This is a genomic window from Flavobacterium sp. N502540, from assembly GCF_025947365.1.
Taxonomy (GTDB): Bacteria; Bacteroidota; Bacteroidia; order Flavobacteriales; family Flavobacteriaceae; genus Flavobacterium.
In genome coordinates, this window is sequence record NZ_CP110012.1 from 2,029,232 (window position 1) to 2,043,817 (window position 14,586).

Annotated in this window: 12 protein-coding genes and 1 tRNA gene; 7 read left to right on the forward strand and 6 right to left on the reverse strand. The window is 35.7% G+C overall.

Features of this window, described 5'->3' with window-relative positions:
* Nucleotides 1–57 precede the first annotated feature (57 nt).
* Entirely contained in the window at nucleotides 58–288 is a 231-nt protein-coding gene (locus OLM58_RS08950; RefSeq protein WP_264532014.1) for a helix-turn-helix domain-containing protein, read from the reverse strand.
* A gap of 81 nt (nucleotides 289–369) precedes the next feature.
* Here OLM58_RS08950 and OLM58_RS08955 point away from each other — a divergent pair, with 81 nt between their 5' ends.
* Entirely contained in the window at nucleotides 370–603 is a 234-nt protein-coding gene (locus tag OLM58_RS08955; RefSeq protein ID WP_264532015.1) for a hypothetical protein, read from the forward strand.
* Nucleotides 604–768: 165 nt separating this feature from the next.
* Here the strand turns inward: OLM58_RS08955 and OLM58_RS08960 are convergent, their stop codons facing one another.
* Nucleotides 769–1,944 (reverse strand): DUF4062 domain-containing protein, encoded by a 1,176-nt coding sequence (locus OLM58_RS08960; RefSeq protein WP_264532016.1) that lies wholly within the window; start codon nucleotides 1,942–1,944, stop codon nucleotides 769–771.
* Nucleotides 1,945–2,102: 158 nt separating this feature from the next.
* Nucleotides 2,103–2,184 (reverse strand) — tRNA-Leu (locus OLM58_RS08965).
* Between the two features lie 120 nt (nucleotides 2,185–2,304).
* Between OLM58_RS08965 and OLM58_RS08970 the strand changes: the two genes are divergently transcribed.
* From OLM58_RS08970 to OLM58_RS08985, 4 genes are all read left to right on the forward strand, one after another.
* Nucleotides 2,305–3,693 (forward strand): dipeptidase, encoded by a 1,389-nt coding sequence (locus tag OLM58_RS08970; RefSeq protein WP_017494733.1) that lies wholly within the window; start codon nucleotides 2,305–2,307, stop codon nucleotides 3,691–3,693.
* Between the two features lie 582 nt (nucleotides 3,694–4,275).
* Nucleotides 4,276–4,707, forward strand: a complete 432-nt coding sequence (locus tag OLM58_RS08975) for a hypothetical protein (protein ID WP_264532017.1) — start codon at nucleotides 4,276–4,278, stop codon at nucleotides 4,705–4,707.
* A gap of 126 nt (nucleotides 4,708–4,833) precedes the next feature.
* The gene (locus OLM58_RS08980) at nucleotides 4,834–5,205 is read left to right on the forward strand and encodes a BlaI/MecI/CopY family transcriptional regulator (protein WP_017494735.1); all 372 of its coding nucleotides are present in this window, start codon (nucleotides 4,834–4,836) and stop codon (nucleotides 5,203–5,205) included.
* Nucleotides 5,202–6,425, forward strand: a complete 1,224-nt coding sequence (locus OLM58_RS08985) for a M56 family metallopeptidase (protein WP_264532018.1) — start codon at nucleotides 5,202–5,204, stop codon at nucleotides 6,423–6,425. Before OLM58_RS08980 ends, OLM58_RS08985 begins: the two co-directional genes overlap by 4 nt.
* Nucleotides 6,426–6,613: 188 nt before the next feature.
* On the opposite strand, the gene OLM58_RS08990 is transcribed toward OLM58_RS08985, so the two are convergent.
* Nucleotides 6,614–7,978, reverse strand: a complete 1,365-nt coding sequence (locus OLM58_RS08990; RefSeq protein WP_264532019.1) for a saccharopine dehydrogenase family protein — start codon at nucleotides 7,976–7,978, stop codon at nucleotides 6,614–6,616.
* 192 nt (nucleotides 7,979–8,170) lie between these two features.
* Between OLM58_RS08990 and OLM58_RS08995 the strand changes: the two genes are divergently transcribed.
* Both OLM58_RS08995 and pckA read left to right on the forward strand, forming a co-directional pair.
* Complete coding sequence (locus OLM58_RS08995; protein ID WP_264532020.1) at nucleotides 8,171–8,557, forward strand: DUF423 domain-containing protein; 387 nt, start codon at nucleotides 8,171–8,173, stop codon at nucleotides 8,555–8,557.
* A gap of 301 nt (nucleotides 8,558–8,858) precedes the next feature.
* Nucleotides 8,859–10,463, forward strand: coding sequence for a phosphoenolpyruvate carboxykinase (ATP) (gene pckA / locus OLM58_RS09000; RefSeq protein ID WP_017494739.1), 1,605 nt, complete (start codon nucleotides 8,859–8,861; stop codon nucleotides 10,461–10,463).
* Nucleotides 10,464–10,632: 169 nt separating this feature from the next.
* On the opposite strand, the gene OLM58_RS09005 is transcribed toward pckA, so the two are convergent.
* Nucleotides 10,633–11,688, reverse strand: a complete 1,056-nt coding sequence (locus OLM58_RS09005; protein WP_264532021.1) for a phytase — start codon at nucleotides 11,686–11,688, stop codon at nucleotides 10,633–10,635.
* Between the two features lie 74 nt (nucleotides 11,689–11,762).
* The gene (locus tag OLM58_RS09010; protein WP_264532022.1) at nucleotides 11,763–14,573 is read right to left on the reverse strand and encodes a TonB-dependent receptor; all 2,811 of its coding nucleotides are present in this window, start codon (nucleotides 14,571–14,573) and stop codon (nucleotides 11,763–11,765) included.
* Nucleotides 14,574–14,586 lie beyond the last annotated feature (13 nt).

Here is a 14,586-nt window from a genome sequence, read left to right on the forward strand (position 1 = left end):
TGCTTTAGCTGGAGGTTTTTTTGTGAGTTGAAGGAAAAGGCTTTAGCCGAATGATTTCTATTTTAAAGGGAAATCAAGCAATTCTTTAGGTTCAATATCTAAAGCATTGGCGATTTTTACAAGAGTTCTTATGCCTGTATTTATTTCTGCTCTTTCTATTCGGCCTATTTGATTTCTTGGAATATCACAATCGTTAGCTAAATCTTCCTGTGAGATACCTTTTTTTTCACGTAGTTGCTTTATGTGAATGCCAAGATTTATTATAAAAGTTTCTTCTGAAATATCCATATTTCAAAAGTCATAAGATTTATTTTTTGTTTCGACACAAATTTGTGTCAGAATCATTATATTTGAAAAAAAAATAAGATTATGGCCACAGAAAATATTTCAAATGATGTTGAAACTAGATTAAGAGATTTTTTTAAAGATTTTATCGAGCCTAAAGATATGGCGAGAATGTTACGACAGGTAAATTATGCTCTCTCGGTATCTTCCATGCGAGGGTGCAAAACCTTAGAGTCTGAATTACCTTATATTGAGGATGATTTTTATTGGCTGAATAAATTGGCAGAGGTTTTAGATCCTTATTTGGATGTAGAGTGAAGAAAATGTTTCTATTTCGAAGAAAGGAGAGGTTAAAAGCAAATCAGCAAACAAAAAAAAATCCGGAGCGATTTCCGTGATTTTTTTTCATGTTTGCAACTGTCGCTTATTCCGAAATCTCCTTTCGTCAAGATAAATAGTTGTATAATTTGTTAATTTTCGGAATTAGTTACCTTCATGAAATTTATAGATATTAATTTCTTGTATTTTTTGTTGAAACTTTAGCTGGGCTTCATTGTTTATATCAAGTTTGAGATTAAAATTTAAATCACTAATAGGTTCTCCTAGTAATTTTTGATTTTTAGCATTTTCTATTTGATATTTAATTTCGTAGGGATAATTCCATAATTGATCTACAACATTTGTGACCATTTCGGCTAAATGAATTTTTAAATCTGAATATTCCTTTGTAAGATAAGTGCTTTTGACCTCAATCATCCAATTTAATACTTGCTCAAATATTTGGGAATATTTTATAGAAGAATAATATAAGCCTTTTAAATCAGATGATTTTCCTGGTTCGTTAATAAATTTTATTAGGATAGGGAATAGATTTTCAAGATTGTTGATAATGGTCATTATTGAGTTAAGTCGGTTTGATCCCCAAATAGCTAATTCTTCTGCATCTTTAATAAAATGTTTAGGCTCTACTAAAATTGAATATTCAATATCATTTTTTAAGAACTCTTTTTTTTCAATTTCATCAATTAATGTTTGATAAAGAAACTCAAACTCATAAAAATCATTTTTTTCGATTAAAATTTTTAAACACTTTTCGCTGACCTTAAGTTTGAAAAAATCATCAATATTTTTGTCTAAAATACTTTTAATTTTTAAGCTTTCTTTGAATAAATATGATAACTGAATTTTTAATGTTTCGATTATTTCTTTGGATTGTTCAAAAGGAAATACCCAGATGTTTTTTTTGGTTCGGATATCATCTATGAATTCAAATATTTTTGTATTATCAACAATTTTTGTAAAATTACCGTCTTTATTGTCTTTCCAGAAACTTAATGCGTTTAATGCAGTTTTGTCAATAAAGCAAAAGACAGGAATTCCTTTTTGCTTAGCAGTTAAAAATTCTGTGTTTGTGATAGATCTTCCAGAATCTATTACGCTTCCATAACGATTGCCTACAACTAACACTAAAATGTCGGCATTTTCTTTTACATTTTTTATACAATTCTCCACTGCATTTAAGTCAGGTGAAACGGGAAAGCTATTAAATTCAGATAAGATAGGATTATGTCCACTATCTACTATGAAATCATAAATATTTGTTCTTAATTGTGATAGGTCATAGCAGGTAGAGCTAACAAAAATGTTGAGTTTGTTCATTGCTTTAGGTTATTGATTAATAAAATTTTTGGTGCGTAGTCAAAAATAAAAATAGTGAAGCGAAATATTTATTTGTAGTAAATCACTTATCAACAACTTTAATAACAAAATGTAGTAAAAACAAAAAAGCTTCTGATTTCTCAGAAGCTTTTTTTCAGTGCGGATAATAGGACTCGAACCTACACGCCTTGCGGCACCAGATCCTAAGTCTGGCATGTCTACCAATTTCACCATATCCGCGGCTATTGTGGGTGCAAAGATAGACATACTTTCGAATATTCAAAGAAAAAAAATGAAAAATTTCGAAAAAAATATTAATTCTCTTTTTTGTACTTTTGGATTTCTATAAAAATAATTTAAATGGAAAATATTAAGTCCTACGTTCAACAACATAAAGATCGGTTTATCAATGAATTGATCGAATTATTAAAGATTCCGTCGGTAAGTGCCGACACTGCATACTCCCAAGATGTTATTGATACTGCCGAAGCAGTAAAAGAAAGTTTATCGAAAGCAGGCTGCGATTTTGTCGAAACTTGCGACACTCCGGGGTACCCAATTATTTATGGAGAGAAAATAATCGATCCAAATTTACCAACGGTTTTGGTTTACGGACATTATGATGTTCAGCCACCAGATCCATTAGAATTATGGACTTCGCCACCTTTTGAGCCAGTGATCAAAACGACAGAGATTCATCCTGAGGGAGCGATCTTCGCTCGTGGTGCGTGTGACGACAAAGGTCAGATGTATATGCACGTAAAAGCGTTGGAATACATGGTTCAGAACAATGTATTGCCTTGTAACGTAAAATTCATGATCGAAGGGGAAGAAGAAGTAGGTTCGGCAAGTTTAGCGTGGTTTGTAGAACGCAATCAGGAAAAACTGAAAAACGACGTGATATTAATTTCTGATACGGGAATGATTTCGAATCAACAGCCATCGATCACGACAGGTTTAAGAGGTTTGAGTTATGTTGAGGTTGAAGTTACAGGGCCAAACCGCGATTTACATTCCGGTTTATATGGTGGAGCTGTAGCGAATCCAATTAATATTCTGGCCAAAATGATTGCTGCGCTTCACGATGAAGACAATCATATTACGATTCCTGGGTTCTATGATAAAGTACAGGAATTATCTCTTGAAGAAAGAGCCGAAATGGCAAAAGCGCCTTTCAGCTTAGAAAAATATAAAAAAGCCTTAAATCTAAACGATGTTTACGGTGAAAAAGGATATGTAACGAACGAGCGCAACTCTATTCGTCCAACTTTAGATGTAAACGGAATCTGGGGCGGATATACTGGTGAAGGTGCAAAAACGGTTATCGCGAGTAAGGCTTTTGCTAAGATCTCGATGCGCTTGGTTCCGGGTCAGGACTGGGAAGAAATCACGGAGCTTTTCACGAAGCATTTTACAAACATCGCTCCGGCCGGAGTTACGGTAAAAGTAACGCCGCACCACGGAGGTCAGGGTTATGTAACGCCAATTGACAGTATTGGATATCAAGCGGCCAACAAAGCCTATACAGAGACTTTTGGAGTGCCTGCAATTCCGGTTCGTTCAGGAGGTAGTATTCCGATTGTGGCTTTGTTTGAAAAAGAATTAAAAAGTAAAACCATTTTAATGGGCTTCGGTTTAGACAGTGATGCCATTCACTCGCCAAACGAGCATTTCGGAATCTTCAATTACTTAAAAGGAATCGAAACTATTCCGTTGTTTTACAAATATTTTGTAGAGCTTTCTAAATAGTTGTCTAAAAAGGTGCAAAGGGACAAAGGTTCAGAGGCACAAAGTTTTTATATAAATCCGTTCAGAAATGAGCGGATTTTTTTATGGGTGTTTCCGCCGTGGCGGATGGGCTTTCGGTTAAATGGGGAGATATTTCCTCTATTTCTAACGCGTAAAGAGAGGTTTAGAGGTTGAAAGGTTGAAAGGTGCAGAGGTGCAAAGGTTCAGAGGAGCGGGAAAATTGAAGTTTTTTTTGAATAGCCTACAGCTTCAGATGTAGGTTTAGGTTTAGTGGGATTAGATAATTGGCTTTAGCCAAATAAATTCCGGATTTGTATTTTAAAATCTTTGTCTAAAATTCGGCTAAAGCCAATAAATGGCTGTATTTCTCTAACCTCCAGCTAAAGCTGGAGGCAATTCAAATTTTGTCTCTCTGTACCTCTGTGCCTCTGTACCTTTGAGCCTTTGAACCTCCAAAAAGAAAAACCTCAGAACCTTAGTATCTTAGAATCTCAGCACCTTTCAAAAAAAAATCTTGCATATTAAAAAAATAACTCTACATTTGTAGAACAACATCTATAATTGTAGAATAAAAATAGTCAAATGAAGCAACTGGTATTCTTGTTATTTTGTGGAGTAATGCTTTTAGGATGCAAAAGCAAACCGATCAATCAGATTGTTGATAAGAAAAGAGAAGGTACCTGGATTGATAATTACAAGCAGGACAGTACAGTTTATAAATCGTTTGAATATTACAAACACGATCAACCAGTAAAAAAGTGGAAATCATATATCAACGGAAAAATTTATAAAACAGAGAAATATAAAAACGGAATCTGCCTTGTAAAGTATTATTACGAAAACGGAAAAGTACAATCGAAAGGAAAAACAAAAATTGAAACCAATTCGGTAGAAACACACTGGTTTTATTTCGGTGATTGGAAGTTTTATTCGGATAAAGGGAAATTAGGCGAAGTTAAAAAATACGATAACGGTCAGTTGATTTCGGAACGGATGGTGGAGAATAAAGAGTAAAGAATAAAGAGAATAGAGTAAAGAAGAAAGAGTATAGAATTAGTGTAGCACGCAGGAGAAATCATTTTAATCTGTGGCGAAAAAACTCAGCAACTTAGTAACTCAGAACCTTGACACCTTAAACAAATGCAATTATCAAACTCAGAAGAACAATTAATGGAGCATCTCTGGAAGCTTGAAAAGGCTTTTATGAAAGATTTGCTCGAAGCGTATCCGGAGCCAAAACCGGCAACAACAACTGTTGCGACGCTTTTGAAACGAATGATCGACAAAAAATTCGTAGCTTATAATGAATTCGGAAATTCAAGAGAATACTATCCGTTAGTGAAAAAAACAGCTTATTTCTCTAAACATGTCAACGGGTTAATTAGTAATTTTTTTAATAATTCGGCTTCTCAATTTGCTTCGTTTTTTACAACGGAAACCGATTTGTCAACATCGGAATTAGAAGAACTCAGAAAAATAATTGATTCACAGATTCAAAAAAAGAAAAAATGATAAGCTATCTTTTAAAATCGGGAATGCTGCTTTTGATTTTTTATGCAGTATATAAAATGGTATTGGAAAACGAAAAAATGTTTCGTTTTAATCGTGCGTATTTGCTGGTGAGTTTGGTTTTTAGTTTTATAATTCCGCTGCAAATTATCTCGATTGGATCTTTTGTTACAGATAAAATTGGGTTGGTTCAATTGAATGAACTGGTACTCGAGAGAAGTACTGAACGGCTTAATACAATCTCGGCCAATGACTTTTTGTTGGTTTTGATTGTAGTGCTTTATGGTGCTGTGTTTTGTATGTTGATGGCTCGCTTTGTATGGAATCTTATTTCATTTTTTAAGAAAACACAGGGCAATGAGATACAGTTTGTAAATGGACAAAAGATTGTACTGGTTCAGGAAGCGGGCTTGCCGTACTCTTTCTGGAAATCAATTTTTGTTAATAAAACAGAATTTGAAAATGGTAAGATTCCATCAGAATTAATAGTACACGAAAATGCACATTTAAAGCAAAGGCATACCTTGGATGTTCTTTTTATTGAGCTGCTGCAGATTGTTTTTTGGTTCAATCCGTTGCTTTTTCTCTATAAAAAAGCGATTAAACTTAATCATGAATTTCTGGCTGATGAAGCTGTAAATGTGCAGTTTGGAGAGGTTAAAAGCTATCAGCATTTGTTGCTTGATTTTGCTTCCAATAAAAATACGGTTGCTCTGGCGAGCAATATCAATTATTTAATAACTAAAAAACGTTTACTTATGATGACGAAAAAAGAATCTCCAATTAAAATGGTGTTTAAGGTATTTACGGTAGGTGCGATTTATGCCTTGTTATTGTTTGTTTTTAGTACGAACGCGACAGCTCAAAAAAAGTCTGGTAAAGCAGAAGTTAGCGATAAAGATCTTTACGTGCTGGAAGATGTCGAGAAATTGCCTGAATATCCAGGGGGCATGGCAGAGTTTTATAAGTTTATAGGGAAGAATTTCAAAATGCCGGCAGCAGTTGGAAAAAATAAAATTGAAGGAAAAACGTATATGGAATTCACTATTGAAAAAGATGGTAGTCTTTCGGATATTAAAACAATTAAAGATTCAGGTTATGGGATAGGGAATGAGATTATCCGTGTCCTGAAGCTTTCACCAAAATGGACCGCTGCAACGCAAAAAGGAAAAGCGGTTAGGGTGCAGTATAGTCTGCCGATCACGGTACAGGCCGAGAAATAGTTTTTTTTAAAGGTGCAGAGGTTTAAAGGTGCAAAGGGACAAAGGTTTCTTTTGAAGATGAATAGCTTTGTTTCTTTGTCTCTTTGCTTCTTTGAACCTGTTAAGAAAAAAAAATCCGCTTCTGGATTCCAGAAGCGGATAAAATAAAAAACTAAAAAAAAAATTCTAAAAAACAAACAATCCAGATCTTAGAACAAATCTGGATTATATCCAAAATAGGGCATTTTTTGCTCGTTAAAAATAACCCCGTATTCTTCTAACTCGTTTAAAATAGGCAGGTATACTTCTTTTTTTATTGGAAGTTGTACGCCGGGAGTTGTGATTTTTCCATTTAAAATTAACAGCGTTGCCATTGCAACCGGCAACCCCACGGTTTTTGCCATGGCGGTATAAGTTTGGTCGTCGCCAATACAAACCATTTTCGAGTCAATTTGTTTTTTCTTACCATTGAGCTCATAACCAAATTTATGGTACATGACAATCATATCTTTGTCATCTGGTTCTAAAGACCAGCTGTCGGATAATATTTTTTCTAATATCTGTGCCGGAGTGGCATTAGGCAGGTTTACTTTTTTGTTTGGATTAAAAAGATCTAGTTCCAGAAGTTTGTCCCACATAATATCGTCCTGATCAATTTTTAAGATCAGACGGGTTTTGATTTCTGCCGAATCGGTTGGGTGATACGGTAAAAAAGAATTCACGAATTGACGGTAGCTCATGTTCTCGGAATCTTCCATGATATAACTGTCGTCTGTCATGCCCAATTGGACAAACATATTCCATGCTTTCGAAAAACCAACTCTTCTAATGGTTCCGCGGTACAAAGTCAAGACATTGTCTAAACCGTAAACCGATTTGTATTTAAGAGAATCGCGGTTAGAATAAGCTTCAAATTTTCCGTAGCCTTCGACTTCCAGGAATTCGGTGCGTCGAAATAAAGCGCTGTAGGGAATGTATTTATAAGTGCCTTCCTGAATGAATTTTGCAGCACCGCCCTGTCCGGCCAGAACTACATTTCGTGGAGCCCAGGTAAATTTGTAATTCCATAAATTATTGTCAGATTCGGGAGCAACTAAGCCGCCGCAGAACGATTCAAAAAGCAGCATTTTTCCACCTTTGGCTCTGATTTCATCAATGACTTTCATGGCGCTCATGTGATCGATCCCAGGATCAAGCCCGATTTCGTTCATGAAAACCAGATTGTTTTTCTTTGCCTCTTCGTCAAGTGCCTGCATGGCATCACTGATATAAGAAGCGGTAACCAGATGTTTTTTAAATTCAAGACAGTCTTTTGCGATCTCGATATGTAAATGAGCAGGCAGCATCGAGATTACGATAGAAGCTTTTTCGATGGCCGCTTTTCTTTCTTCAGTATCAAAAATGTTTAAAGCAATTGGAGTCGCATTAGGATGTTTTTGTGTCTTTTTTTCGGCTAAGGCCAAAGATAGATCTGCCACAACAAGGTGTAGATTTTCACTTTCTGATTTTGCTAGTAAATATCGTATTAAAGACGACGCAGATCTACCAGCTCCAATGATTAAAATGCTTCTCATATTTTATATTTATAACACAAATATATTAAAATGTTAAATATATAACAATTTTAATTTCAGAAAAATATTAGATGCTTTTTTTTAATGCCAAAAAAATAGAAATTCTTTTTAATGATAAATATTTTTCAAAAGTAAAATGCTTTTTATGTACGATTGAAGTATTTTTGTGTGAGAATCGAAAGTATAGAAAATATGAAAAGAAGAATTGTTTTGGCAGCTGCTTTTATGGGAATGTTAGCGATCATTTTGGGCGCTTTTGGTGCACATTTACTGAAGAAATACTTAGGTGTAGAAGAATTAAACACTTTTGAAGTTGGTGTTCGCTACCAAATGTATCATGCTTTATTTTTACTTTTTCTTTCGACTCAAAAAGATATCGCCGAGAAAACAGTTAAAACGATCTACAATTTGGTCGTTGCAGGAGTGCTGCTTTTTAGCGGATCTATCTATTTGTTAGCTACAAAAAGCCTCACGGTTTTTGATTTTAAAATTATCGTATTCGCAACTCCATTGGGTGGTTTTTTATTAATTATTGCCTGGGCGCTCTTATTTGTTACGATTTTGAGGAGAAAATCATAAAATACCGAATAAAAAATTCTATCTAAAAATTAATCTTTAATTTTGTCTCATAAATAACATATAATCTTGTTTATGTGAGTTTCTATTGTTTTTTGCTTTGATGCATAAATAATATAACAAATTCATTTATAGGGTTATAGAAAAATGAATTAGAGGCATTTATTTTTTGTTTTATTCATTTTAGGAGTTTAAATTTTAACTAATTAGCATAAATAAAAGTGAAATTTAAATTTTTTTAAAGGTTTAATAATAAATTATATAATTTTGCATTCTCTTAAACATCACACACAACTAAAAATTTATGGACAGTCACACAGTTTTCACGCAATCGATTTCGCTGAAAGAATTAGGAATTGAAAATGCAAAGGTTCGATATCAACTATCTGCAGATGAATTACATGCGATCACTTTGCAATCAGGTCAAGGTGTTGAGAACTCCACGGGAGCATTGGCAATTAATACGGGCGAATTTACAGGACGTTCTCCTCAGGATCGTTATATTGTAAAAGATAGTATTACCGGAGATCAGGTTTGGTGGGGAAATGTAAACATTTCTTTTGAACCGGATGCTTTTGAAAGATTATACAATAAGGTAACACAGTATTTATCAAATAAAGAAGTTTTTGTTCGCGATTCTTATGTTTGTTCTGATGCTAATTACAGATTAAATGTTCGTGTTGTTACTGAAACAGCATGGTCTAATTTGTTTTGTTACAATATGTTTTTAAGACCGGAAGAGTCAGAATTGACTAATTTTACTCCGGAATGGACTGTAGTTTGTGCTCCGGGTTTTATGGCAGATCCTGCTGTAGACGGAACGCGTCAGTCTAATTTTGCTATTTTAGATTTTACTAAAAAGATCGCACTTATTGGAGGAACAGGGTATACAGGAGAAATGAAAAAGGGGATTTTCTCTGCATTAAACTTCATCTTGCCGGTTTTCAAAAATACTTTACCAATGCACTGTAGTGCGAATGTTGGTGAAAAAGGAGATACTGCAATTTTCTTCGGATTATCAGGAACAGGAAAAACTACTTTATCAGCAGATCCGCAACGTAAGTTAATCGGAGACGATGAACACGGCTGGACTGCAGAAAATACAGTTTTCAACTTTGAAGGTGGATGTTATGCAAAAGTAATTAACCTTACAGAAGAAAACGAACCAGACATTTTCAGAGCGATCAAAAAAGGAGCGCTTTTAGAAAATGTGGTTTTCAAACCGGGAACAAACGAGGTAGATTATGATGATGTTTCGATCACTCAAAATACACGTGTAAGTTACCCAATTACTCATATCGATAATATTCAGCCAGGTTCTATTGGACATAATCCTAAGAATATATTTTTCTTAACCGCAGATTCTTTCGGAATTTTGCCTCCAATATCAAAACTGACTCCTGGACAGGCTGCTTACTATTTTATCTCAGGATATACAGCTAAAGTTGCCGGAACAGAAGCAGGGGTTACAGAGCCTCAGCCTAATTTCTCAGCTTGTTTTGGAGCACCATTCATGCCGTTACATCCAACACGTTACGCAGAAATGCTAACTAAAAAAATGGAAGAAGCTAACGTAACAGTTTGGTTGATCAATACAGGTTGGACAGGTGGTCCTTACGGAACTGGAAGCCGTATGAAGTTGAAATACACTCGTGCCATGATTACCGCTGCCTTAAACGGAGAATTGGATAACGTAAACTTTAAAAATCATAAAGTATTTGGAATTGCACAGCCTGAAACTTGTCCAAATGTTCCAAATGAAATTTTAGATCCTAGAAATACTTGGGAAGATCCTGAGTTGTACGACAAAAAAGCAGTTGAATTGGCTCAGAAATTTAAAGCTAATTTCGCGAAATTTGAAGAATTTGCTAATGCCGAAATTTTGGCTGGCGCACCGATCATAGAATAAGGAAGATTACTAATTCAAACTAAAAAAAGCTGTTCGTTATGAACAGCTTTTTTGTTTGGTATTCGGTCTCAGTCTTCAGTCTTCAGTTTAGTCTCAGTCTCAGTCTCAGTTTTCAGTCACAGTTAAGAAACTGCGACTGCGACTGCGACTGCTAACTGCGACTGCCAACTTATTTCTTCTCATCAATACGTTTCTGTATCAAATTCCAGGCATAGTAGTGAAAGGTCATCCCGTTGCTCATCGCTACGAAAAGGCCATTTTTAAAGCTTCCGGCTAGATTGATGCTGGTAACATCGGCACCATCACATTCAATAGTCGATGTTGGAATTTCTGCTAAAAGCGGGTAGCTATTCGGATTGCCATTTGCTCCTTCTCTCGGGTACACCATAAAAGTGTTCGCTTGCTGGTTGGAGACCAGAATGTATCCGGTAGAATCTGTTTTCTTGTAAATCGCGATTCCTTCATTATCCCCTTTAAATCCTGTTTTTCCGAAAACGGTCAGCTCTTTGTTGTCATTTAGGGCAGGATCGGCTTTGTATTTTCTGATTCCGAATTGTTCATCACAATACAAAACAGTTCCTAATTCATTATCTACTGCAATAGCCTCGATTTCTTTCTTACCGCTGTAGGCACCAAACTTCCGAACGACTTTTGCTGTAGCAAATTTTCCATTTCCTGTAAGCTCATATTGCCATAAGTAACTTCCCGATGGTCCTGATTTTCTACCTGTAATAGCAAAGATTTTGCCATCCGTTTTTCGGGTGTACAAAGCAATTCCCATTGGATCACGTAATTCTTCACCCTCGAAAACAGCGATTCCACCATTGTCAATTGCTTTTAAATCAGGTAAACTAAAGATTCTTATTTTGTTTGATTCACGTTCTGTAGTAACAGCAATATCAACTTTTTTTCCATCTACGATTAAGCCGTAAGCGATATCAACATTGTTTGGGCGTTTTAGCACTTCAGATTTTGCAATGATTTTTCCTTTTAAATCAAAAGCGTACAAAGCACCGTCTGTATCTTTATCCGTTCCGATAATAATGCTTTTCGAAGAATCTGTTGGGTGCATCCAGATCGCAGGATCATCTGTATCGTGAGGCAGGGCTTCAGTAACAACGGTTGGTTTTACAGCATTTGCAGCTACGGGTGCCAGTTTATCCTCTTTACAAGCGATGAATAAAGTACTTAAAAGTATAAAGGCGAGTATCGTTTTATTTTTCATTATGGATTTCATTTTAATACCATTAGACAGAGCTGTTAAGTTCTGTCTAATGTAAGGATTTTATAATTAGAGGATTACAAGTCAAGTTTCAAACCAAAATTGTATCGGGCCTGATAGTACTCTGCCTGTTTGGTATGTGTTTTAACTCCCTGATAGTAACGCAATGGCTGATTGGTTAAATTATTAGCTTCAGCAAAAAGGCGAAGTTTAGGTGTGATTTTGAAAGATGCATTGGCATCTAAGAAAAATTGTTTGTCATAGTAACTGTCTTTATAAGATTCTGAACCCAATTCATCTAAATAATCCGAAGTGAAATTGGTTGAAACTCTGGCAGAGAAACGTTTATTTTCCCACGATAAAGAACCGTTAAACATATGCGGAGTGGTTCCCGGAAGACTGATATTATTTCTTTCATTACCTTCTTCATCGGCGATTCCTTTTGCTTTAGATTTGGTGTAGGTGTAGTTCAGATAAATACCAAATCCTTTAAGGAATTTCCCCGGAAGGAAATCCAACTGACGCTGAAAAGCGACTTCAAAGCCATAAACATCAACGGTATCTCCGTTTCTGGATTGTAAAAACGACCAGTTTTCACCTGCCGGAATTGGATTTGCTTGGTTTGGGAAATCAGCAGCAAATTTTGAAGCAGTGTATTGGTTGTCGCTATAATTGTAAATGAAATTTTCCAGTTTTTTATAGAAAACGCCTCCTGAAATTAATCCGACAGACTTGAAATAGTTTTCGGCCATGAAATCATAATTGTACGAGTAAGTGGCGTCAAGATCCGGATTTCCGGCTGTAATTTCTTTTTCGGCAGCGATATTGTTTACATACGGAGCCAGAGCATAATAGTCCGGTCTGGCCAAAGCGGTTGTAGCGGCAGCTCTTAAAACTAAATCTTTGGTAGCGTTGTATTGGAATGAGATGCTTGGCAGTAAATTAGTGTAAGAGTTGGTCGTATTGATTTGACTTTCTAATTTTTCTTCATCCAAAACACGGTTTCCGGTATAATCAATATGAGTGTTTTCTACTCGAAAACCTAAAACTATGGAGAGTTTATCGTTAAAATCCTGATCCCATCTTACATAAGCAGCATAAATGTTTTCTTTGGCATTAAAATTTACTGCTAAGAATTCTGATGGATCTGCTTTTTTATTGAATAACGCAGCGTTGTTTAAATCTAAACTTCCTAAGAAATTAGCCGAAGCAAAACTACCCGGAACATATTTACTACCCGGATTAAAGTTTTGACCGTCATAGAGACTGTTTGGAATTTGCGACAGTAAAGCCATATCAGTATTGATTGGTGTGTAGGCAAAGAAATTGTTGTTTCTTTCTTTTTCTTTCAATCGAAGTCGGAGTCCGGTTCTTAATCTACCTTTTTGAGATGGTATTATAGTAAAAGGGAAACGGATATTAATTTTTGCTCCAAATTCACTTTCGCTGGTTTCATTTGTATTTTCGGTAGCCGTTTGGAACTTGAATTTGTCCAGAGACTCTCCGGTCGTTGCGATTAATGGAAATTCGATATCAGATAGATTCTGCGTTAAGTCCAAACCTTTCTGACGGTATTCGATATAACGTTCTTCCGGACGGTATTCTCTGGCTTTTGCATAGTTGGCCGACCAGTCTAAATCGAGTTTAGAGTGGATTAAATGTTCTCCACGAATCGAGTAATTCTGAACACGCTGGTCTTCTAATCGGCTGTTTTTATTACGATTATTGTCAGATCCGCCCTTGGTTTGACGTTTTACACGGCCTTTAAAAGCTGTAATTTGTCCACCATTATAAATGGGCTGAATATCATCGTAAGTAGTTCTGAAACGATTCTCTCTATCGTCTCTCCAGTTGTAAATAGCATTGGCAAAAATGGTGTTATTTTCATCAAATTTGTAATCTAATGCCACAGATCCGCTGCGGCGAATACGCTGTACATCGTATTTTCTAATCTCAGATGCCTGCAAGTATTCATTTCCGAATTTATCTTTTACCCATTCGTTCTCAATATTATCAGATCCGTAATTCACATTGTTATAAGATCCACTGAAAACTGCTCCCAGTTTATTGTCGAGAAAACGATTTCCATAAACCAATCCGGCTGTATAAGAGGCATGTTCACGAATTGGCAGATAACCTCCGGCCAATGTTGCTGAAATTCTCTCTCCATTTGGTGTAGCTCTTGTGATCAGGTTTACAGAACCTCCAATAGCATCTGCATCCATATCGGAAGTTAAGGTTTTATTGACTTCAATTGTCGAAATCATATCAGATGGAATCAAATCCATTTGTACATTTCTATTATCTCCTTCTGCTGATGGAATACGATCTCCATTTAAGGTAACAGAGTTCAGTGAAGGAGCAAGTCCACGGATAATGATGTTACGGGCTTCACCCTGATCGTTTTGCATGGTGATTCCCGGAACACGTTTTAAGGCATCCCCAACGTTGGCATCCGGAAAATGCCCCATTTGGTCAGAAGAGATTACGTTTCCAATGTTTTTGTTGTTTTTTTGTTGGTTCAGGGCTTTTGCCTGACCTTTTAAGATATCTCCGACCACAACTTCGTTCAATTCAGTTCCCGAAGTTTTAAGTGCAAAATCAATTACGTTGTTTTTACCCTGTTCCACTGTAATTTCTTTTGTGAGAGCCGTGTATCCAATATATTTTACCTGTAACTGGTAGGTTCCTGCATTTATGCTAAGCAATTCAAAATGACCATTGTAATCTGTAACAGTATATTTGTTCTCGCCTACAATCTGAATCATTGCTCCCGGTAAAGGAAGTTTGTCATCTGTATCCAGCACTTTTCCTGAAATTATAGCCTTTTGAGCATAACCTGACAAGGCTAAAAACAGAAGTGTAATTACTAAATAAATTTTTTTCATTTGTGTTTTAGTT